The organism is Neobacillus solisequens (genome assembly GCF_051233465.1).
Lineage (GTDB): Bacteria > Bacillota > Bacilli > Bacillales > Cytobacillaceae > Neobacillus.
On record NZ_JBKFGJ010000014.1, the window covers coordinates 63,366 to 85,424 of the forward strand.

Here is a 22,059-nt window from a genome sequence, read left to right on the forward strand (position 1 = left end):
CACCTAACTTTTTATATAAGCGATTTGCGGATTAGCGCTTGAACACCTTTCGGAACAAACGCATTCACTTTCACTCCGGGTTCATTAACAGTCACCCAGCCAAGCCCGGAAAATACAACATCTGTTTTGGCTTCCTTTATAGTAAATTCATGTTTTACTAACTCGGGAAATGTTTTTAAATGTTCCTTCCCTGGAGGAGTCAGCATTTCCCCAACATGCTTTTCATAAAGTTCATCTGCATTTTCAGTTTTGGTTCGGTGAATGTTCAAGTCATTAGAAACATAACAAACAAATGAGTTCCTTCCGCCGCTAACAAAGTCAAAACGTGCCAACCCGCCAAAAAATAGGGTTTGTCCTTCATTTAATTGAAACACCTTTGGTTTAATTTCCTTTTTAGGCGTAATCAATTTCAATTCATTTTTATCAACAAAGTGTGCCATTTGATGATGATTAATGATTCCCGGTGTATCAGTGAGAGCTTTTCCATCATCAAGTGGGATTTTTATAATATCCAGTGTTGTTCCCGGAAAATGCGAGGTGGTTATCACATCTCCTTCCCCGGTGACTTCTTTGATAATACGGTTAATAAATGTTGATTTCCCGACATTGGTGCATCCTACGATATAAACGTCTTTACCATCTCTGTATTCGTCAATCGCTGCTGCTGTTTCTTGAATCGACCACCCTTTTCCGGCACTTACCAGAAATACTCCTTCAGGTCTTAACCCAAGTTCTTTTGCTTCCTGCTTCATCCAATTAACCAATTTATGATGTTTTACAGACTTCGGTAGCAAATCCACTTTGTTACCGACAAGCAGGACTTTATTTTTACCAACAAAGCGATGTAATCCTGGCAGCCAACTTCCATTAAAATCAAAGATATCAACAATCATAACAATTAAGGCATCTTGACTGCCAATTTCATTCAAAATCTTTAAAAAATCATCGTCTGTCAAATTTACGTCCTGAACTTCATTATAATGCTTTAATCGAAAGCATCTTTGGCAAATAATTGCTTCTTTCTCCAAGGCGGATGCCGGTGCGTAGCCCAGTTGTTCAGGGTCTTCGGACTGAACTTTTACACCGCAGCCCATACATACATATTGATGTTCACTCAAACTTTAATCCTCCCATTGCAGCATCCCTTTTTTGCGGAACCAATTTAAGATGCGCCGTTCCACAAAACGGTTAAATTTGGTAGCCAAGCCATCTGTTTGTGCGACTGGTACCACTAAAATTGTATGAAAACCGCCACGATTTCCTCCAAGCACATCTGTTAGCAACTGATCACCAATGACCACTGCTTCGTCTTTGTTTAGCTCCATTTGTGACAATGCCTTATTAAAGGCTGGAATCATTGGCTTTTTTGCTCTAAAAATAAATGGAATTTGAAGGGGATCAGCGAATGCCTTAACTCTTTCTTCATTATTATTAGAAACAATCGTAATCAGTATATTATTTTTTTTCATTTCCTCAAACCATTCAATTAAACGGGGCGTTGCGCTTGGTCGATCCCATTCCACAAGAGTATTATCTAAATCGGTGATAATACCTTTTACCCCGCGCGCCTTTAATTGATCAGGTTTTATCTCAAAAATGCTCTTAACATGTTCATTAGGCAAGAATTGTTTTAACACTGAGTCAGCACCTCATTAACTTCGAAATCATTCATGTACCATCATAACTAATTTTTATCATTGATTCAAAAGAAAAGGGAAATATGGCTTTTTTTTATTGTAGAAAAAAATATTTTTCGACAAAACCCAACCTTTTCAGCAATTGTGGATAAAGTTATTAACATTATACCCAAGGAATCAAGTACCTTTTCATTCTTTATAAACAATGTACTCACAAGTTATCCACTTGTTCTTGTGGATATATAAGGTCATTGTCCTTCAGGAATAAATTTGGTAGATTTAGGGTACACCAACTGAACATACCATTTTATGTCAGAACTATTAATCACAGAACTATTTTTATTCAAATCGGAGGTGGATCTGACATGCGTAAACTGTCAGATGAATTATTGATTGAATCTTATTTTAAAGCCAGGGAACTAAAGTTGTGTCCTGAATTTATTCATCTTATTGAATCGGAAATTCGCCGCCGTTCCTTATCCATTAATATCAAAAAGTCTTCCTAATCATATTATTGCCCAAGATGGGCTTTTCTTTTTGTTAAAAAGAAATCGGCGCTGCCCACGCGCCGGTTAACTTTTTCTTAGGATTCCTAATCTTTCTCCCACTTTGATTTCCGTCGGGATATTAATTTGTGAATCAAGCTTAAATGAATCTTTCTCAAATAGTAGAACGACTGTGGAACCAAAACTAAAATAAGCCATTTCCTTCCCTTTTTCCAATTCAGACCCTTCATGAGTTGTTTCAATTGAGTTTACGAACATCGCCCCGACCTTTACAAGGGTAACATGCCCAAATGACGTTTTTACCTCAGTGATAACTCGATAATTTTTGGCGAGTGTTCGAACCCCATATTTTAAGCCCCATTTATTAACGGGGTATGACTTTTTCCCCAAAGTCCATTGATTTATAACCGTACCATCCACCGGGCTATGGATACGATGGTAATGACTTGGACTTAAATATAAAATCATATATGTACCATTCAAATATTTCTGTAATACCTCTCGATCTCCTAGCATCTCATCAATGGAGTAGATTTTCCCCTTTACAAGTATATCACTTGTTTCTGTTATCGGTCCGACGTCTTCAATAACCGCATCGACTGGACTGACGACGGAATTAGCATCCGAATCAATATTTCTCGCATCGCTTTTTAATTTTCGAATAAACAGATCATGCAGTGTCGGAAATTCATGTAATGGTTGAAGCATTTCAGTCTGATTAATATGGTAAGCTCTAGCGAAAATTGGCACCATAAATCGACTCACTGATGAACGGGAAAACTTTTTTAAAATAACAGATGTCGATTTCCCATTTGTCAGTTCAATTAACAGTCGGTAAAAAGGTTGTAACATTAGATGACCCCCAAATAGTGTAAAAATACTCTTTACGAATAGACATAAAACCCTTAAAATTAAATATTATAAAATAAAATGAGATTTCCTTCCAGTTTGAAAGGAGTGGTGTGGAGAATGTTTTTGCTTGATGTGCTTGATCAGACTATAAAGAAGTTAAAGTCGCAAACAGCCAATGTCATTACTTTGGCCAATTTAGCATTAGGTGGTTTTGCGATTATCTTCGGACTTCATGGCAATTTACGATTAAGTTTGCTCCTTATTTTTGTTGCAGCATTAGCTGATCGTTTTGATGGAATGATTGCCCGTAAATTTAATATTGAATCAGAACTAGGGAAACAATTAGATTCCATGAGTGATATTATATCATTCGGGGTCGCACCTGCACTATTACTATATCAAGGTATTTTACATGAATTTGGCGGACCGGGTTCATTTTTCACTGTTTTCTATATTGGCTGCGGTGCCTTTAGACTGGCACGATTTAATATTACAGAAAGCAATGGGTACTTTACCGGCTTACCGATTACTGCTGCAGGAGTCATCGCGACACTGAGCTTTTTGACGATCCCCTATGCTCCACCCGAGTTATTTTTATTTATTATGATCATATTATCCTTCCTTATGGTCAGTACCTTTAAACTAAAAAAAGTGTGATCTTACATCTTACAAGACTTGCTTAAGCCTCAGGGCGGGCAAGTCTTTTCACTTTGAAGGTATAAAAGGTCTGGCTTTGAAAATTGTCTAGCTCCAGCGCCCTAGCGGCTAGTGTCCTTCGCTCTCCGCCCTACGATAAGTCAACATCGAATCACCTCCAGCTCTTCGTGTTTCCTTTATCTCAGTTGGAGAGACTCCACAAGGAATGCTTCGGGAGCATTGCATCGCACGAAGGAAAAGCGTTAGCTCTTTCAAGGAGGCCATACGCCGCTGACCAGGGCGCTTGCGCTTTTCTAATATCTTAGCACTAATTTGAAATAAAAATTTCTGGACAGACACAATTTCCTGTTTTCTTCATAGGAATTAGTAATAGGCTAAAGTCCAATAACGGGGGTGGATATGGATGTCTGGAATCTTGACAGCTCTTGGATATTTAGTAAAGGAATTTTTATTTCTGGTATCCTATGTAAAAAACAATGCTTTCCCGCAACCCCTATCCGCTGCAGATGAAAGGAAATACCTGCGCTTAATGGCAGAGGGGGATTCACATGCACGCAATTTGTTAATTGAGCATAATCTAAGACTTGTCGCGCATATTGTCAAAAAGTTTGAAAATACCGGCGAGGATTCCGAGGATTTAATCTCAATTGGAACCATTGGGTTGATCAAGGCGATTGAAAGTTACTCAGAAGGAAAAGGAACCAAACTAGCCACATATGCCGCTCGGTGTATTGAAAACGAAATACTTATGCATTTACGAGCTCTTAAAAAAACAAAAAAGGATGTTTCCTTGCATGATCCCATCGGGCAAGATAAAGAAGGAAATGAGATATCTTTGATTGATGTATTAAAATCAGAATCAGAAGATGTCATTGACACGATCCAGTTAAATATGGAATTGGAGAAAATCAGAAAATACATTGAGGTGCTCGATGATCGGGAAAAAGAGGTCATTGTTGGGCGATTTGGGCTGGATTTGCAAAAAGAAAAAACACAGCGTGAAATTGCCAAAGAACTCGGAATCTCTCGAAGCTATGTATCACGAATTGAAAAACGGGCATTAATGAAAATGTTTCACGAATTTTATCGAGCTGAAAAGGAACGGAAAAAGAAGAATTGAGCCGATTATTTCGGCTCTTCTTTTTTACCACCTTTTATTAACATTTCCCAATTAATTCCGCCGTCATTTGACGCATAAAGATCATTTTTATAAGTAGTAAATGCGATTTGATTATGGTTTTGGGGATTAACTGCTAAATAGGTAATCGGATTTTCATAATCTAGGGATGGAAAGTTTAATTCAGCTTGTTTGCCAGTTGCGGGATTCATCAACTTCAGCATAATTTTGTTATTTTCCACGCTTGAAAAAAGAATAGTATCACCTGTAAAGGTAAGGGCTGTGACCATATTTGGATCGGTTATTAATTTCATTGTATGGCCGTTATCGGTCGAATAATAGATTCCTGACCGTGTAGCCATAGCTATTACATTCGCTTTTTCAGGATGAACCGCAAGCATCCCCATTGAATCAGCACTAAAGCCATTAAACTCACATTGGTTCCACGTTTTCCCCTTATCTAGCGAATAATTAACCCCGGGACGTAAACCATTCTTCGACTGGTCACTGATGACATAAATCCCGTTACCTTCGTAGCTTGCAGCCATAAATACAAAATTAATTTTTCCATAGAGAGCTAATTTTTCTAACGATTGTCCCTGGTTTTTACTTTCAATTATACCAAGCGGGTCCTTCAAATCAGTCCCCTTTTGAGGCTGCCCACTGGCTATGAATCCGTCCTTAATAGCCTGAAATCCAAAATATCTATGATTGTTTACCGTGGTTTCTAACCAACTGTGATCTTTATACATTTTTAGCCCTTTATTGGTAGCTACATAGAGTGCGCTGTCATTGCCCGGATAGCCAATCCCATAAAAACGGCTAATATTAAAGGATTGCGCATTTACAATGGCGAATTTCCCTTGTACATCTACTGTCTTTTTCCCGGTGTTTTTAGGTGTTGACTCCGTATTTGAACAGCCTGCGGCCAAAATAACCAGTAGAGTAATAAATATGAACATAACTTTTCTTTGAGCCTTCAACATGATTTCCCCCTGGAATTACATATTAAACTTAAAATATGGAGAATGCGATCGTTTCCATCCACTTATACCGTAGAATCCTTTCGATTGTCAAATGATAAAGTTTATATGCTCCGCAATAACCTAATACGTTAGGCTGATGATGACATAGAATAATAATAAGAAGAAGAGAAAGGAGGATTTCTACATGCCTTATGGTTATGCGTACGGTTATCCTGCTCCTTACTCTGCATATCCCGGCAGAAGCGGCGGTGTATGGTTTGCAGTTCTAATCGTTTTATTTATCCTTTTACTTATTTTTGGCGCCTGGTGGTGGTATACCAGCTTTTATTAAAAGAAGTAAGCTTGTGCATTCTGCATAAGCTATTTTTGTGGCTCTAAAAATAGATATTTCGAAAGAGGAAACATATAATGAAATGGTAAAGATATAAAGGGGGTACATATATGACAACTGATACCTATTCAGAGGTGTGGAATCTGGACGTATTTTTTCCTGGGGGAAGCCGTTCGGCTGAATTTCAAGAACATTTACGGCAAACAGAAGAGTTGATTAAGAAATTCGAAGCAAACGTCAACAGCTGGCGACCGGCCAATTCGCTTGAAGACGTCAACTATTTACAGAAATTGATCACTGATATAGAGAATTCTGCCCAGAAATTGGAACAAGCTCGATCCTTTATTGACTGTTTACTTGCCCAAAATACAGGGGATAAACAATCTTATTCCCTTGATTCAAAAATAACTAGCCTTAATGCTAGCTTCCAAGCCGCGCTGGGCTCACTGGATATTTTGCTGACTTCAATTGATGAAGAGGTTTGGCACAAAATAGTCGATACAGAAGCTTTAAACGAGCTTGCGTTTGTGTTAACGGAAAGTCGAGAACAAGCGAAAGAAAAGCTATCTAAAGAAGAAGAGGCTTTAATCAACGCCTTGGAAGTGGATGGGTACCATAGCTGGGGACAGTTGTATGACCTCATTGTCAGCCAAATTAAAGTAGCGGTTAAAGAAGACGGGGACAAGAAATTATTATCAGTCGGTCAAGCCCATAACAAGTTTTCCTCCACCGACCGCCGAGTGCGTGCAACGGTTTTTAAAAATTGGGAAGAGGCATGGGGAGATCAAGCTGAATTCTTAGCAAAAACCTTAAACCATCTTTCAGGATTTCGGTTAAGCGTATACGAAAAAAGAGGCTGGGAAGATGTCTTAAAGGAACCACTCAGCATAAACCGCATGGAAAAGAAAACACTTGAAACAATGTGGACCGTTATTACTGAAAACAAGCAGAAGCTCGTTCAATACCTTGAGAGAAAAGCTAAACTATTAGGAATTGAAAAACTCAGCTGGTTTGATTTGGAGGCGCCGTATGGCAATAATGATTCAAAGGTCTCCTATCAAGAAGGTGCTGACTTCATTGAGCGGAATTTCGCTCATTTCGGTGATAAAATGGCTGCATTCGCGAAACAAGCCTTTGAAGAGCAATGGATTGAAGCAGAAGACCGCCATGGAAAAGCACCCGGTGGTTTTTGTACGTATTTACCTGAAAGCAAACAATCTCGCATATTCATGACTTATTCCGGCACCCCGTCAAATGTATCGACATTAGCGCACGAACTTGGTCATGGCTTCCATTCCTATGCGATGAGAGAGCTCCCTTACCTTAATTGTAACTATGCAATGAATGTCGCTGAAACGGCCTCAACATTTGCCGAAATGATTGTAGCCGATGCTTCCGTAAAAAATGCCAAGAACGAAGAAGAAAAATTAGCCCTGTTGGATGATAAAATTCAACGTACAGTTGCACTGTTAATGAATATCCATGCACGATTTATTTTTGAAACACGTTTTTATGAGGAAAGAAAGCATGGAACGGTTTCCACTGATCGATTAAATGAAATCATGCTTGGGGCCCAAAAAGAAGCATATTGTCATGCCTTGGAAGAATACCATCCGTTATTCTGGGCATCTAAATTGCACTTTTTTATAACAGACGTTCCGTTTTATAACTTCCCATATACCTTTGGATATTTATTCTCACTAGGAATTTACGCGCAGGCATTAGAAGAGGGGAAAGGCTATGAAGAAAAGTACATTGCCCTCTTGAAGGATACTGGGTCTATGACAGTGGAAAGTCTCGCAAAGAAGCATCTTCAGGTTGATTTAACGGAAAAGGATTTCTGGGAGAAAGCTGTTCACATTTGTATAGAGGATATTAATGAATTCCTACATTTGACTGAAAATAAATAAAACACCAAAAAGCATCGGCCATTTGTACGACCGATGCTTTTTCTTATTCTTCCGCACTTAATTCCGCTGTAATAACTAAACCAATCGCCCCAGTAATTACTAATGCCATTACCATTAATAACATGTTCTCCACCCCTTTTGAAGATGCTGGATTATTTACTTTTAATTTATCATATTTTCACAGTATCAATCTTAGGGATATATGAACAATTTGTTAACGAAACATGGTAACTCTTTGCAATAAATTCATTTAGGATATTATATTATTTCTTTTTCAAACTTTTGAAAATAAGTGACAATAATAAACAATGCAACGGCATTCTTTTACCTCCTACGTTCGTATTTCCGCTAGGTGGTATCTTTCATACCCCAAATGCTGTCTCCTCGGCCTTTTAATTTATAAAACATAAGTAAAACCACCTTTCTTTTCTCAATTAAAAATCATTTTGTTATTACATATAACGGTAGAGTGTTGAATATTGACGATCTTTGTTTTCTTCATATAGCTTTTCTACCATCTCTTGGTGCAAAGCCTCTTCAAGGCTTTTTTGCCGTCTTGCGATCGTAATAGTTAAAAACAAAATATTTAGGGTCATGTTGTCTCACTTCCTTTTTATTCCCCTTAAAATTAGATAAATGGACGAACAGTCATTTGACGATCCTTATGTTCTTCATAAAGCTTATCGACCATTTCCAGACGAATGGCTTCGTTTAGGTCAACAGTTCGTTTTTTAATGGTAATGCTGAAAAATAAAATATTTAGTGTCATGATTATTCACTTCCTCTTTTTAGTCACCTTTAAGATTAGACAAATTGACGCATAGTCATTTGACGATCCTTGTGTTCTTCATAAAGCTTTTCAACCATTTCTTGATGAATGGCATCATCCAGGTTAACTGCTTGTTTTTTAATTGTAATACTGAAAAATAAAATATTCAGAGTCATGGGTTCCCACCTCCTAAAAGATTGTTGTTGTCTCACAACAATTTCTAATTTATGCCAACCATATCCTGATTGCTCTTAAAAAGGGCACAAAAAGGCCGCAAGAAGTCACTTCCTTGCGGCCGGTCTTTTTTAGGCACAAAAATACCGCAAGGCGTCATTCTCCCTGCGGCATGGATATGTATAAGCACTTAATAAAAATTAAGCAATCCATTCCAATCTGGTCGAATGCATGATATTCACATATAAAGTTGTAGCACTTGCGTATGGGTTAGTATTCAATAACATCATCTTCTTCGACCTCCTTTTGGAATTTTTTACTTACTACGGCAATTATATCCACTCATACAGTATTTGTAAACCACTTTATGGAATTTCTTTTAAATTAGATTAAAAGCCCACAAAAAAAGCGCTCCCTATGAAAAAAGGAGAACGCTTATTTTTTCGATAAATAATCTTGGCCTTCTTCTGATTTTAGCAGTTTTAAGTAGCACTGCTTGGAAAGTGTGAAAAATAAAATGGACGCCGCCATAAAAGACGTTGAACCAATCATCAACACATCCCTGTCCATTTCCGTCTTAGCATCAGATGGTATAATCAATCCAAAATAAAAGAAGATACCGAATACTAACAGTACTATGCCGAATCGTTTAAAATCCACCATACGTTCATAAAGTGACTTCACCTTTTGTTTCATCCTCATCACCTGCTTCTCTTAAACTACAACCCTACTGTACCACAGAACTGTTTATCATTCTTTATGTAAATATTAGTAAAAAGGTGACAGGCACCAAGTGAAAAAATCACATGGTGCCTGTCACCTTTACTGCTATGATCCAAGTGCTTCCGTTAGGTCTTCTATCAGATCTTCAACATCTTCAATTCCAACTGAGATACGGACAAGGCCGTCGGTAATTCCGAGTTCAGCTCTCCGTTCTGCCGGAATAGATGCATGAGTCATTCTGGCAGGAACAGAGATAAGGCTCTCAACCGCTCCTAGACTTTCAGCCAAAGTAAAGTATTTTACTTTGCTCAGGAGTTGGTCAGCGTTTTCTCCGCTGCCAACGTCGAAAGAAATCATTCCGCCAAAGCCGCGTGCCTGTTTTTTAGCTATATCATGTCCCGGGTGTGTTTCCAGCCCAGGATAATAGACCTTTTTCACTTTTGGATGATGTTGCAAAAATTCAACAATTGCTTTTGTATTAGCTTCTGTTTCTTCCATACGAACACCCAAAGTTTTGATTCCTCTAATTAGCAGCCAGGAATCCTGAGGACCCAACACACCACCGGTGGAATTCTGTACAAAATGCAAATCTTTAGCCAACTGGTCACTATTTACGACAACCAAGCCTGCAACCACGTCACTGTGACCGCCAATATATTTGGTTGCACTGTGCAACACAATGTCTGTGCCCAGCTCTAACGGATTTTGCCAATATGGGGTTGAGAATGTATTATCAACAATTGTTAATAATCCATGCTCTTTTGCCAATTTAGATGCTGCTGCAATATCAGTTACTTTTAATAGGGGATTCGTTGGTGTTTCTATATAAATAGCTTTCGTATTTGGCCTAATTGCCTGTTTAATATTTTCCAAATCGCTTGTATCCACGAACGTTGATTCAATGCCCATTCGGTTTAGTACCTTGGTTACAACGCGGAAGGTTCCTCCATAGACATCATCTGTTAAGACAACATGATCCCCGCTATTAAACAGCATAATAACCGCTGTTATAGCTGCCATCCCTGAACCGAAGGCAAACCCTGCTGTTCCGCCTTCAATGTCTTTAATGAGCTCTTCTAGCGCATGTCTCGTTGGGTTTCCGGTTCTGGAATATTCAAAGCCTTTATGCCCTCCGACTCCTTCCTGCCTATACGTACTAACTTGATATATAGGAAAGGAAACTGCACCTGTTGCTGGGTCCTCGCTGATTCCACCATGGATTAATCTTGTTTTTCGTTTCAAAGCTAAATTCCTCCTTCAAAAATCTTCTTGCTTAAGTAGCGCTCGCTGCCATCAGGGAAAATCACAACAATATTCGTACCAGGACTTGCCTTTTCTGCCTCCAATAATGCTGCATGAAAAGCGGCACCAGAAGAACTGCCTACTAGAAGCCCCTCTTTAGCCGCTAATTCTTTGACAAGCTGAAAGGCTGCCTCATCTGTGATGCTATGAATCGCATCAAAGTAAGACGTATCCATAAACGTCGGCAAAAATTCCATCCCAATCCCTTCTGTTTTATGCGGACCTGGCTCCCCGCCATTCAATATCGAGCCCTGCGGCTCCACAATCACAGTCTTTATTTTGAAATCTTTTTCCTTTAAGTATCGTGCCGTACCCATAAAGGTTCCCCCGGAACCAGCTCCGGCAACGAAGATATCGATCCTTCCCTCAAGTTGCTCCCAAAGCTCCGGACCAAGAGTTTTATAATAAGTTGCGGGATTAGCTGGATTAGCAAACTGCTGCGGACAAAAAGAGCCAGGAATTTCCTGAAGGAGTTCCTCCGCTTTCGCAATGGCTCCCTTCATTCCCTTTTCTGTTGGGGTATTGATAATCGTGGCTCCTAAAGCTTTCATAATCGCCTGTTTTTCTGTACTGAACTTTTCTGGTACACAAAAAATTACTTTCAGACCTTTATTAATGGCAGCCAGCGCCACCCCAATCCCCGTGTTTCCTGCCGTCGGCTCAATGATCGTCCCACCTTCACGAAGCTTTCCACTGGAAAAAGCATCCTGGAGCAGCTCCATTCCCAACCTGTCCTTTACACTTCCTCCAGGGTTCATGAATTCAAGTTTCGCAAACATGCGAACACCATCAGGCAAAGAAAATTGTGTGATTTCAACTATTGGTGTATGCCCAATTAATTCATGGACGTTTTTATAAACCTTCATGTTTTCACTCCTGTGAGCTTTTTAAAGCTGCCACCATTTTCATGACCAACGTGGCAGAATTTGTTGCCGCTTTATCAATAAACTGATCAAAGGAGATTTCCGATTGCTTACCGGCAATATCTGATAATGAACGAATTATGACAAATGGAACACCAAAACGATGAGCCACCTGCGCCACCGCAGCGGCCTCCATTTCAACAGCCTGCAGGTCCGTAAATTTTGATTGAATAAATGAAACTCGCTCAGCATTTTCCATAAAGGAATCTCCTGTTACAATTAATCCTCTGACAATTTGAAAACTATTTAATTCATTTGCAGCCTCTTCAGCAATGGTAATCAGCTTCTCATCAGCTGTAAACGCAGCAGGAAGCTGTGGCACCTGACCGTATTCATATCCAAAGGCTGTTACATCCACATCATGATGGCGCACCTCTGTTGAAATAACTGCATCTCCGACATTCAATTCAGGGTTTAATCCACCTGCTGAACCTGTATTAATTACGTAATCAGGTTTATATTTTTCAAGTAAAATGGTCGTAGACATTGCGGCATTCACTTTACCAATGCCGGAACGAAGCAAAATAACCTCCGCGCCTTTCATCGTTCCAAAAGTGAATTCACAGCCGGCAACCGTTTCCTGTGTTTGCCCTTCAATATGGTCTCTTAATAAAGTCACTTCTTCTTCCATTGCACCAATAATGGCAATTTTCATGGTTTTACCTCTTTCTAATGGTCTCTACATTGTTTAATGTACCTCGGATTTTGGTAACGTATCCGCGAACACTATTTTACCATCTTTAGAAAGAATGTTAAGTAAATAACTGTGTTTTTTTAAAAATTATTCCCATATGTATACTATGATTTAAAATTAAATGTGTTTACTAGCCTAAAAGCAAAAAAAATAGAAAGACCCTTTTATAGGGCCCTTCTTAATGCTTATCTTTCTAATTCAGCTAATTCTTCCACTTTTGTTGGCATCCAGCCTTCACCATCTACCCATTTAATAAACACACGATATTTTTGCTGTTTATCCTTGGAATACACAGTGCCAACTGAAGCATTGGATGTTGATTTATCCCTTCCTAGCCAATAAACACTCATATTGCTTTGGTCTATTCCAGTTGCATATGATAGTGCACTAATCATTTCCTGCCAATCTGCGGATGTTGTATCGTATACAGGAGAATGTTCACCTGTTTGGGATGTACCAACTGGCTTCCAGGACGGGTTTTCAATCGTTTTAATCACATTGGCAGTACTACCTCCATCGGTACTAACAGCCTGTGAATCATCGGCAGTTCCTGTTGTCGTATCCTGATCCTCTTGATCATCTTTGACTTTTTCTGAATCGTTAGAAGAATTCTTTTCTTTTGTAGTGGTTGGAACTTTATTCGAATCTTTTTTAGTTGTCCTTTCCTTTTGCACAGTCTTTGAAGTCTCATGATTTGTTGATGATGCATGATCATTATCAGAAACAAAAATATTATATGCAACAATCATAATTAACACTAAAACTAATACAATTAAGCCATTTAGAATATAGTTTGTTTTTTTCCTTTTTGCCCGATAATCTGATCGTGAATTTTGATTCGCTTCATTTTTCATGTAAAACTCTCCTCCTAAAAACTAGGCTGTGAATATTCTAACATGAAATGTTGTGAACTTGAAGAAATATTCCCTATTAAAAATTCCCTATTTCCTTTTCATGAAGCATTTTCACCATATCAGCGAACAAAGAATTAACCCCACCCTCATCCTCTATAACGTCTAGATTGAAACATACTAAGGCATATTTCGGTGATTGAAATGGAAAATAGCCGGCAAACCATTTATTATGTAGTTGTTTTCCATCCAGATATTTTCCTGTTTCAGCTGTGCCTGACTTACCAGCTACTTCATCTGGCAAATCTTTAAACCATCTTCCTGTACCATTTGGATTTGTTACCACTTCTCGGAGGAGTTTCTGAAGTTTCATTGCTGTATACGGTGAAATTGAATCGCCTGATAACTCTTTTTTCGGAAAAGGTACCATTGTGGTTCCGTTTTTAAATTCAATCTTGGACACTGCCCGCACCATTTCCTTTTTCCCACCTCTGGCAATGGTGGCCATCATATTGGCTACTGCTAACGGAGTAGAACGGACTTCGTGCTGACCAATTCCGGACATGGCAACAAAATTAGCATCTTTCCTTGCTTCCTCTGACAGGAAAACCCTGCCTTTATCCTCATCAGGGAATTGTTTAAAGTCACTGGTATGATAAATATCACCATTCCACCCCACGGCACCGGTTAACGATAATCGTTCGGCATAAGTTTCGAGCATCTGTGGATTCATTTTTTGAAGTTCTCTAGCCAGTTCTCCGAATGTTTGATTACAGCTTCTTGCAAAGCTGTCGGAAAAAGTAAGCATCCCGTAATTGTATTTGTGTTCCGGTTTCCCGTTAATTTTTTTACTGCAGTCAAACATTCTCCCCGGGCTGTCGAGATTTTGATCAATTGCTGCTGCAGCGACAACTGTTTTAAACACAGAGCCGATGATTTGTTGATTTACTATTTGATTGGTCATACCGATCCCATTATATGGATTTTTTTTATTAATCAGAGGACGTGAAACAAGTGCTTCAATACTGTTATCCTCGATATTTAGAAGAACTAATCCACCCTTTTTTATTCCATACTTTTCAACCAATTCCTCTGCTTTTTCCTGTATAGTTTTATCAATTGTAGTTCGTACATTTACCGGATAAAACGGGTTGGCCGGGTCAATATATTTCACATTGATTCCAAAGAGAGGTGCTCCTCCGCCATCAACATGGTAAACAAGCTTTGATTTTCCTTCGGGCAACAGGAACTCATCAAAGCTTTCTTCGAGCCCGGTTACACCAATTAGTGTTTTCTCAGAAAGCTCTTTGTCAGGATAACGTTTGACCAATTCCTTGGGATTTTCTCCTGTTAATCCGATTAACTGTTCAGCAGGTATACTTGCCCGTTCAAACTTTTGCTCAACGGCAAATACACCGGGAATTTTGAGTGCATTGATTTTCTCCATTTGTGAAGCAGTCAATTCTATTGGTTCAGGTTCGCCGTAGGCAAATGGCTTCTTCGATGATCCTAATGCTGCTTGTATGGAGCTTTGGGAGACCCCCATTATTTCTGCTACCTTAGCCGCATTCCAATTCATTTTTTTTAAAAAAGGAAATAAGACAAGGACTCGTTCCTTTTTGTAAGTAAGCATTTCTCCATTAACGCCAAGGAAATTCCCTCTCCCGTTATCAATAACAATTTCTTGGGTTCGTTGATTAACACTCTCTTCCAGTAAATTGACGTTATGCTTGGAAAAGGCTTCCGTTTCAAATAATTGAATCTGCATTAATCTTGCTAAAAGTAGCATAAAGCCCAAAATACAAATGAACAACCAAGCAATAGCACGTTTTTTCCACATAAAAAAACACCTCGTCAAAAGTGTTGACGAGGTTTGCTTTTTTCAAACAATTATTTAATACTTACGATCTTAACTGTCATTTCTCCGCCAGGTGTTTGCACCGAGACGGTATCGCCTACTTTTTTACCAATTAGGCTTTTTGCAATTGGTGAATCGTTTGAAATTTTGCCTTCAAACGGATCAGCTTCTGCACTTCCCACGATAGAATAGGTCTCTTCATCGCCATCTGGAAGCTCAACAAAAGTGACAGAACTACCAAGTGATACTGAATCACTGGCCATTTCACTTTCCGCAATAATTTTGGCATTACGAATCATATTTTCTAAGGTAGTTATTCTACCTTCAACAAAGGCTTGTTCTTCTTTTGCAGAATCATACTCAGAGTTTTCTGATAAATCACCGAAGCTACGGGCGATTTTTATTCTTTCCACCACTTCTTTACGTTTAACCGTTTTCAAATACTCAAGCTCTTGCTCAAGCTTTTCTTTTCCAGCTTGTGTCATTGGAAATACTTTTTCAGTTGCCAAAATCCTCACTCCTTCTAGTCTTCACAAAACCCCATAGAATTGTGTATGTCCATTATGTAAAGTTTATGCCAATTAATGCATAAGACATAGTAGCGCGTCCTAAATGGGTCAGGGCGCGCAACTACCTATCCATCCTCACATGAATCAGGATTATCTTTTGCTATTGTTTCATAAAATTGATTTTTGTTCAAGAATTGTTTGTATTTTCGTTACCATTAAATCAATTGCCACATAGTTTTGTCCGCCTTCTGGGATAATCACATCGGCATAACGCTTTGTCGGTTCAATAAATTGGTTGTGCATAGGACGGACCACATTTATATATTGCTCAATAACCGAATCAAAAGTACGACCACGCTCTTGGATATCACGGGTTAACCGGCGGATAATCCGTAAATCAGCGTCTGTATCCACAAATAATTTAATATCCATTAAATCGCGGAGGCGCTCATCTTCTAAAACCAAAATGCCTTCTAGAATAATGACATCCTTTGGTTCAACTGGAATAACCTCTTCTGAACGGGTATGGATCGTATAATCATAGACTGGCTTATCGATTGGCTCATAACGCAATAGCTTCTTAATATGTTCAATCAGCAAATCATTATCAAATGCCAGCGGATGATCATAATTTGTTTTCAAACGTTCTTCAAACGGCAAATCACTTTGGTCCTTATAATAATAATCCTGCTCAATAATTAATATAGAATGACCTTTAAAACTCTCATAGATGGCTTTTGTCACACTTGTTTTTCCGGAGCCAGAGCCGCCGGTAACACCAATAACAACTGGTTTGCGCATCAAGTTAGTTCTCCTTTCGCATCATGTTGTTAGGGTAAACCGGTTTTTCCATTTTAAATTGTACAATTTGAAGCGGATGTCTTGCAGCGTCCAGTTCATTCCCTTTTTCATCCCAAATTTTATCAATAACATGAGTGAAGTTTTGAATTTCTGGTCCAAAGAATTCCACTTCATCCCCCGGTTTAAAATGATTACGCTGCTGCAATGTAACCATTTGTGTATCAGGATTATAATTCAATACAAGCCCGACAAATTCAAACGTTGTCTTTTTGCTATGATTACCAAACATTTGCTCTTTATACCCTGGAACCCCTTCAAAAAATGCTGGAGCTGTTTCACGGTTTGCGCATTTGTCCAATTCCTCTAGCCACTCTTTCTTAATGACAAAGTTATCGGGATCCGCACAATAAGCATCAATGATCTTACGATACACACTGACAACCGTAGCAATATAGTGAATCGATTTCATCCTGCCTTCAATTTTTAAACTGTCTATCCCCAACTCAATCATTTTAGGAATGGACTGTATAAGGTTTAGATCTTTTGGACTCATTGCAAATGGTGATTCATTCTCATTGAATAAAGCTACCTCTTGATTATCACTGCCTTCTAATTGATATAGGTCGTAGTCCCATCGGCAGGATTGACAGCAACCACCGCGGTTTGAATCTCTCGCAGTCATATGATTGCTTAACGTACAGCGGCCAGAATAGGCAATACACATCGCCCCATGAATAAAGGTTTCAATTTCAATATCAACCTTTTCTTTCATTTCTCTTATTTCCTCAGCACTGGTTTCTCGAGCTAGAACTACCCGTTCAAGACCTTCTTCCTTCCAAAATTGAACGGCTTTCCAGTTAGAAAGGGATTGTTGCGTACTTAAATGAATTTCAATTTCCGGAGCAATTCGGCGACAGGTCTCGATGATGAGCGGGTCAGCAACAATAATCCCTGCAACACCGGCCTCTTTTAGACCGTAAAGGTATTCTTCTAACCCTGAAATATTTTCATTATGGGCATAAATATTCGTGGTGACATAGATTTTGGCGCCGTATTTCTTCGCAAATTCTACGCCTTCCTTCATTTCTTCTTGTGAAAAATTATCTGCATTGGAACGAAGTCCATATTCTTGACCGCCAATAAATACAGCATCGGCACCATACTGGACAGCAATTTTTAATTTTTCAAGATTTCCTGCAGGTGCAAGGAGTTCGGGCTTCTTCACTATGACACGTTTACCGTCAATGATTTCGGAGATTTTATCTTTTACAATACTCATACATGAACCCCTCCCTTTTTTAATAAACGGTTTCCTTGAAAAAGAAACCTGTATCTAATGAACGGTTTACGGGCTGAATTTCCTCGATTCTTTCAAGCAGTTCGTCCTTTTGTTCTTCGTATAGATCCGGGGCTTCAAAGAATAAATCGATTGCTTTCCGATAGGCCTTTGTTACTTCAAGAATATATTCCGGGCTTTTTAGTATGCCATCGATTTTAAAAGAGTCAACACCAGCCTCAAGCATATCCTGAAGCTCGTCAATAATGCACATATCATTAGGACTCATGATATGAGTACCATTTTCATCTTCGAAAATAGGATATTTATTCCCTCGTTCTTTGTCATGTAGGAACATGTTTTTTTGTTGTTTACGATTTTCAATCTCCATCGCTTTTCCCTGATATTCAAAATAATTGCCTAATAGGGAACGTTTCGATTGAAACATACAACTCATTCCGTGAACCTGAACTTCAATTTCAACTTCGGCATTTTCTTTCACTTCAACAATGGAATCCATATTAATTTCACGGGCCAGCACGGCTCTCTTAGCCCCTTTTCTGCCCCAATAGTTGCAGGTATACCAGTTTGTACCTGTTGTTTCGGTACTCCAATGCAACTTCATTTCTGGAGCCGCTTCTCGGGCTGCCATTAACACAGCGGGATCACCGAAAATAATACCATCAGCATTTGCATCCGCAACAAAACGTATATAATCGTCAAGTTCCTCAATTTTTTCATTATGGAAAATGGCGTTCATTGCAACATATACAATCTTGCCTTTAGAATGTGCCAGTTCAATTGCCTGCTTCACTTCTTCTCTGCTAAATTCACCTGCCAAGCGCAGTCCGTATCGCTGTTCACCAATAACAAATGCGTCCGCTCCGGCCTCTGCCAAAGGCAAAATGTCGTCAACAGAGATGGGTGTAACTAATAGCTCTGGTTTCTTCATTTTTGCTCACCTCTTCTTTTGCTAATCGCGACCCCATCCCCCACTGGAAGAATCACTGAGTGATAGTCGGGATGACTCATTAACCAACGGTTAAACTCATTAATTTTTTTTACAAGGTTTCGCGTACGCTTGGATTCAATTTCCGGCTCAGCTACTAAACCTTTAAATAGAACGTTATCGGTGATGATTAATCCGTCCGATGTAAGATATTTGGAATAGATTTCAAAGAATTTTTTATATTGCCCTTTTGCCGCATCAATAAAAATGGCATCAAAAGGAGCATGGGGTTTCACTTGATCTTCAAGCTCCAAGGCATCACCTTGAATAAGGTTGATTTGGTCATTGTGAGTCGAGCGACTGATAAATTCTTTAGCAACTATCATTCTTTCCTCATCACGTTCAAGGGTTACGATTTGGCCATCCTTTGGAAGAACCTCAGCCATTCTTAAGGCAGAGTAACCGATTGCTGTGCCTACTTCTAAAACCTTCTTAGAACGATGGATTCGGAGCAGTTGTAGCATGGTTTCAATTCCGGCAAGCTCCATGATTGGAACATTATGCTGGTTTGCATATTGCTCCATTTCAAGAAACAAAGGATCCCGCTCGTTTATTAGGCCTTCTATATAAGAATGCAGCTTCTCATTTAACAAGCTGCCCTCACCTCTTTTTCCTTTAAAAGCATTCTTGCCAAATAAATGCTCTTTAGACATAAAAAATAGCGTTCACAGAAAATGACGCACAATTCTCCATTGAATTGGAGATACTGCTCATAAGTTACCGTGAGTGACGCTATGGTTTCCTTATTAAACACTTGAACCATTTTAACATAAATTAAGAGGGAATGCTATTGATTCCCTCTTTGTCTATATTATTTTTTATTGGAAATATATTTTGCCTTTGCCAGATTATGCTCTTCCAGTGTTTTTGAAAAAATTATGTCACCTGTGTCTGTTGCCAAGAAATAAAAATAATCTGTATCCGCTGGTTTAAGTACTGCTTCAATTGATGATTTGCCAGCATTGGAAATTGGTCCCGGAGGCAAACCAGTATTTTGATAGGTGTTATAAGGTGATTCAACTTCTAAATCCTTATACACCACTTTTTCCTTATGTCTACCCTGGGCATATAATACAGTAGGGTCTGTCTGTAGCGGCATTCCTTTTTTTATTCGATTATAAAAGACGCTAGCAATCTTTTTACGATCCGTTTTGGCAGTTGCTTCCTCTTCTACTAACGATGCCATTGTCAACATTTGGTGGACTGATTGTTTTTTCTTGTCCATATCATCGGTATAATCGGCTAATACCTCGCGAGTTTTATCGAGCATGGCGTAAACCATTTCATCAACGGATGGATTTGGTTTAAAGAAAGAATAAGTTGCCGGGAACAGGTACCCTTCCAAAGGATATTTGACAGAAGGATTCAAGATTTCATTAGTAAAGATGTCCGGATATTTGGTCATAATCGTTTGGATAAATTCTCTGTTATTTAATTTATTCATAATATCTGCCGGATTTTGTTTCGTAGCATTCGCCATTATGGCGGCAATATCCGTTAGTTGTTTTCCTTCAGGAATGGTCATTTTGAGACTAGGTTTAGCTTGAACCTTTCCCGTTTTTAACCTGCTGACAATTTCAGGGACATCCATTGAGGGGCTTAACTGGTATTCACCAGCCATGAAGCCTCCCTCATTTTTAAATTTAACATAGTACTTAAATACTTTTGCGTCTTTAATGATGCCTTTCTCCTTTAACGTTTCACCTATACCAGTCACGGAAGACCCGATTGGAATTTCTACCTTTTTCTGAGTCTTGCTGTCTGCATCAACAGGCTTTAAAGCCGATTGGATATATAGGTAACCTCCACCGCCAATTAAAATGATTAGTATGAGAAATAATAGCGAAATCATAAATACAATTTTTCTAACAACTCTTGCTTCATTTTGGCGATCAAGCATTTTTTTGCGAATTATGTCTTTTTTATCAGTGGTCATATAGTTCCCCCTTCTCTTTTATTTCAAAACATCCTATGTAATGAACATATTATTCTATAAAATCATTGCATCCTGAAATTTTAGACATCGTAATTATTTCAACATAGGAAAAGATAAATGTCAATTTATGTTTAATTTTGGCAAAAAAAAAAAGAACCAGCTGTATTGAGCTGATTCTTTTGAAACTTATTCTTCGCCTTCCTCATCTTGAGTAAAGGTGTTATATACTTCTTCAATTACATCCCATTCTTCATCAGTCAGAACTGGTGCTAATTCACCGATTCCTCCATCCTCTGTAGGAATGTAAGAATAGGCGTGAACCACAACCTCTTCGTCATCTTCCTCTACATCCCCAACCGGATAACAAAGTACATAGGATTTTTCAAATTCGTCGGAATCAAAAGTAAACAGAATTTCAAATAATTCTTCATTACCCTCTTCGTCTACTAGTGTTATAAAGCTTTCTTCTTCATGCATATGTTCATGCTCGTGTGCCATTTTATCACCTCATTATTTTATACTGTCCAAGTATCCTTGAAGGATCATGACAGCCGCCATTTTATCAATGACTTTTTTTCGTTTTTTTCGACTTACATCTGCTTCCAGGAGGACGCGTTCCGCGGCCATGGTGGTCAGACGCTCGTCCCACAATACGGCAGGAACTGAAAATCTTTGTTCAATTTCATCTGCATATTGTTTGCTTGCTTCGCCCCTTGGGCCAATGGTTCCATTCATATTCTTCGGGAGGCCAATCACTACTTTACTCACTTGGTATTCATGAATTAATTGACCCACTTCCTCAAATCCAAACTGTTTCTTCTCCTCATTAATGTGAAGAGTCTTAAGTCCTTGTGCTGTCCAGCCCAGTTCATCACTTAGGGCGACACCAACTGTTTTAGATCCAACATCTAAACCCAATATTCGCATTCATTACCCCTCACGCCGCTGTTTAAGATACGATTTCACTAACTCCTCAATAATCTCATCTCGTTCAAGCTTGCGGATAATATTACGGGCATCTCGATGCCGCGGGATATATGCAGGATCCCCAGATAATAAGTAACCGACAATTTGATTAATGGGATTATAACCTTTTTCTTTCAAGGCTTCATATACCTGAAATAGCACATCATTCACATCATGCTCAAAAGGCTCTTCGGGAAAATTAAATCTCATAGTTTTGTCAAATGAGCTCATTTTCGTGCACCTCGACTTGTAATAGTTACTAATATTTTACA

The 22,059-nt window shown here is 38.9% G+C and carries 27 protein-coding genes; 5 read left to right on the forward strand and 22 right to left on the reverse strand.

What is annotated here, in order from left to right; translation table 11 throughout:
* Nucleotides 1-11 precede the first annotated feature (11 nt).
* Both yqeH and ACI3K6_RS14795 read right to left on the reverse strand, forming a co-directional pair.
* Entirely contained in the window at nt 12-1,094 is a 1,083-nt protein-coding gene (yqeH, locus tag ACI3K6_RS14790) for a ribosome biogenesis GTPase YqeH (protein WP_435555517.1), read from the reverse strand.
* A 27-nt stretch (nt 1,095-1,121) separates the two neighbouring features.
* On the reverse strand, nt 1,122-1,637 hold the full coding sequence (locus tag ACI3K6_RS14795; protein ID WP_435555421.1) for a YqeG family HAD IIIA-type phosphatase: 516 nt from the start codon (nt 1,635-1,637) through the stop codon (nt 1,122-1,124).
* A gap of 365 nt (nt 1,638-2,002) precedes the next feature.
* On the opposite strand from ACI3K6_RS14795, the gene sda reads away from it, so the two are divergent.
* A complete protein-coding gene (gene sda, locus ACI3K6_RS14800) occupies nt 2,003-2,143 on the forward strand; it encodes a sporulation histidine kinase inhibitor Sda (protein WP_335480290.1) in 141 nt (46 codons plus the stop codon).
* Between the two features lie 66 nt (nt 2,144-2,209).
* On the opposite strand, the gene ACI3K6_RS14805 is transcribed toward sda, so the two are convergent.
* The gene (locus ACI3K6_RS14805) at nt 2,210-2,995 is read right to left on the reverse strand and encodes a phosphatidylserine decarboxylase (RefSeq protein ID WP_435555422.1); all 786 of its coding nucleotides are present in this window, start codon (nt 2,993-2,995) and stop codon (nt 2,210-2,212) included.
* A gap of 117 nt (nt 2,996-3,112) precedes the next feature.
* Here ACI3K6_RS14805 and pssA point away from each other — a divergent pair, with 117 nt between their 5' ends.
* A complete protein-coding gene (pssA, locus tag ACI3K6_RS14810) occupies nt 3,113-3,652 on the forward strand; it encodes a CDP-diacylglycerol--serine O-phosphatidyltransferase (RefSeq protein ID WP_335480286.1) in 540 nt (179 codons plus the stop codon).
* Nucleotides 3,653-4,055: 403 nt separating this feature from the next.
* Nucleotides 4,056-4,772 (forward strand): RNA polymerase sporulation sigma factor SigK, encoded by a 717-nt coding sequence (sigK, locus tag ACI3K6_RS14815; protein ID WP_335480284.1) that lies wholly within the window; start codon nt 4,056-4,058, stop codon nt 4,770-4,772.
* A 5-nt stretch (nt 4,773-4,777) separates the two neighbouring features.
* Here sigK and ACI3K6_RS14820 read toward each other — a convergent pair whose 3' ends face one another.
* Nucleotides 4,778-5,755: a F510_1955 family glycosylhydrolase gene (locus ACI3K6_RS14820; RefSeq protein WP_435555423.1), complete on the reverse strand. Its 978-nt coding sequence runs from the start codon at nt 5,753-5,755 to the stop codon at nt 4,778-4,780.
* Between the two features lie 184 nt (nt 5,756-5,939).
* On the opposite strand from ACI3K6_RS14820, the gene ACI3K6_RS14825 reads away from it, so the two are divergent.
* Nucleotides 5,940-6,086, forward strand: coding sequence for a hypothetical protein (locus ACI3K6_RS14825; protein WP_435555424.1), 147 nt, complete (start codon nt 5,940-5,942; stop codon nt 6,084-6,086).
* Nucleotides 6,087-6,196: 110 nt separating this feature from the next.
* On the forward strand, nt 6,197-7,996 hold the full coding sequence (locus ACI3K6_RS14830) for a M3 family oligoendopeptidase (protein WP_435555425.1): 1,800 nt from the start codon (nt 6,197-6,199) through the stop codon (nt 7,994-7,996).
* Between the two features lie 452 nt (nt 7,997-8,448).
* Here ACI3K6_RS14830 and ACI3K6_RS14835 read toward each other — a convergent pair whose 3' ends face one another.
* The 18 genes from ACI3K6_RS14835 to ACI3K6_RS14920 form a co-directional block, all read right to left on the reverse strand.
* Nucleotides 8,449-8,592 carry a YrzI family small protein gene (locus ACI3K6_RS14835; protein ID WP_335480274.1) on the reverse strand — a complete coding sequence of 48 codons (144 nt, stop codon included), beginning with the start codon at nt 8,590-8,592 and terminating at the stop codon, nt 8,449-8,451.
* A 32-nt stretch (nt 8,593-8,624) separates the two neighbouring features.
* A complete protein-coding gene (locus ACI3K6_RS14840; protein WP_435555426.1) occupies nt 8,625-8,765 on the reverse strand; it encodes a YrzI family small protein in 141 nt (46 codons plus the stop codon).
* Between the two features lie 35 nt (nt 8,766-8,800).
* A complete protein-coding gene (locus ACI3K6_RS14845; protein ID WP_335480269.1) occupies nt 8,801-8,941 on the reverse strand; it encodes a YrzI family small protein in 141 nt (46 codons plus the stop codon).
* Nucleotides 8,942-9,374: 433 nt separating this feature from the next.
* Nucleotides 9,375-9,635, reverse strand: a complete 261-nt coding sequence (locus ACI3K6_RS14850) for a YrhC family protein (protein ID WP_435555427.1) — start codon at nt 9,633-9,635, stop codon at nt 9,375-9,377.
* Nucleotides 9,636-9,767: 132 nt separating this feature from the next.
* On the reverse strand, nt 9,768-10,904 hold the full coding sequence (locus tag ACI3K6_RS14855) for a bifunctional cystathionine gamma-lyase/homocysteine desulfhydrase (protein WP_435555428.1): 1,137 nt from the start codon (nt 10,902-10,904) through the stop codon (nt 9,768-9,770).
* 2 nt (nt 10,905-10,906) lie between these two features.
* Complete coding sequence (locus ACI3K6_RS14860; protein ID WP_435555429.1) at nt 10,907-11,830, reverse strand: PLP-dependent cysteine synthase family protein; 924 nt, start codon at nt 11,828-11,830, stop codon at nt 10,907-10,909.
* Between the two features lie 4 nt (nt 11,831-11,834).
* Complete coding sequence (gene mtnN / locus ACI3K6_RS14865; protein ID WP_435555430.1) at nt 11,835-12,542, reverse strand: 5'-methylthioadenosine/S-adenosylhomocysteine nucleosidase; 708 nt, start codon at nt 12,540-12,542, stop codon at nt 11,835-11,837.
* Between the two features lie 224 nt (nt 12,543-12,766).
* Nucleotides 12,767-13,435, reverse strand: a complete 669-nt coding sequence (locus ACI3K6_RS14870; protein WP_435555431.1) for a YrrS family protein — start codon at nt 13,433-13,435, stop codon at nt 12,767-12,769.
* A 76-nt stretch (nt 13,436-13,511) separates the two neighbouring features.
* Nucleotides 13,512-15,272, reverse strand: a complete 1,761-nt coding sequence (locus ACI3K6_RS14875) for a peptidoglycan D,D-transpeptidase FtsI family protein (RefSeq protein WP_435555432.1) — start codon at nt 15,270-15,272, stop codon at nt 13,512-13,514.
* Nucleotides 15,273-15,322: 50 nt separating this feature from the next.
* Nucleotides 15,323-15,799, reverse strand: a complete 477-nt coding sequence (gene greA, locus ACI3K6_RS14880) for a transcription elongation factor GreA (RefSeq protein WP_335480249.1) — start codon at nt 15,797-15,799, stop codon at nt 15,323-15,325.
* A 168-nt stretch (nt 15,800-15,967) separates the two neighbouring features.
* On the reverse strand, nt 15,968-16,603 hold the full coding sequence (udk, locus tag ACI3K6_RS14885; RefSeq protein WP_335480246.1) for a uridine kinase: 636 nt from the start codon (nt 16,601-16,603) through the stop codon (nt 15,968-15,970).
* Between the two features lies 1 nt (nt 16,604).
* A complete protein-coding gene (locus ACI3K6_RS14890) occupies nt 16,605-17,879 on the reverse strand; it encodes a peptidase U32 family protein (RefSeq protein ID WP_335480244.1) in 1,275 nt (424 codons plus the stop codon).
* A gap of 19 nt (nt 17,880-17,898) precedes the next feature.
* Complete coding sequence (locus ACI3K6_RS14895) at nt 17,899-18,828, reverse strand: peptidase U32 family protein (RefSeq protein WP_335480241.1); 930 nt, start codon at nt 18,826-18,828, stop codon at nt 17,899-17,901.
* Nucleotides 18,825-19,478, reverse strand: coding sequence for an O-methyltransferase (locus tag ACI3K6_RS14900; protein ID WP_435555518.1), 654 nt, complete (start codon nt 19,476-19,478; stop codon nt 18,825-18,827). Before ACI3K6_RS14900 ends, ACI3K6_RS14895 begins: the two co-directional genes overlap by 4 nt.
* 218 nt (nt 19,479-19,696) lie before the next feature.
* Nucleotides 19,697-20,821 (reverse strand): endolytic transglycosylase MltG, encoded by a 1,125-nt coding sequence (mltG, locus tag ACI3K6_RS14905; RefSeq protein WP_435555433.1) that lies wholly within the window; start codon nt 20,819-20,821, stop codon nt 19,697-19,699.
* A gap of 186 nt (nt 20,822-21,007) precedes the next feature.
* A complete protein-coding gene (locus ACI3K6_RS14910; RefSeq protein WP_335480236.1) occupies nt 21,008-21,319 on the reverse strand; it encodes a DUF1292 domain-containing protein in 312 nt (103 codons plus the stop codon).
* 12 nt (nt 21,320-21,331) lie between these two features.
* Nucleotides 21,332-21,748 (reverse strand): Holliday junction resolvase RuvX, encoded by a 417-nt coding sequence (ruvX, locus tag ACI3K6_RS14915; RefSeq protein WP_335480233.1) that lies wholly within the window; start codon nt 21,746-21,748, stop codon nt 21,332-21,334.
* A 3-nt stretch (nt 21,749-21,751) separates the two neighbouring features.
* A complete protein-coding gene (locus ACI3K6_RS14920) occupies nt 21,752-22,018 on the reverse strand; it encodes an IreB family regulatory phosphoprotein (RefSeq protein WP_335480230.1) in 267 nt (88 codons plus the stop codon).
* Between the last annotated feature and the right edge of the window lie 41 nt (nt 22,019-22,059).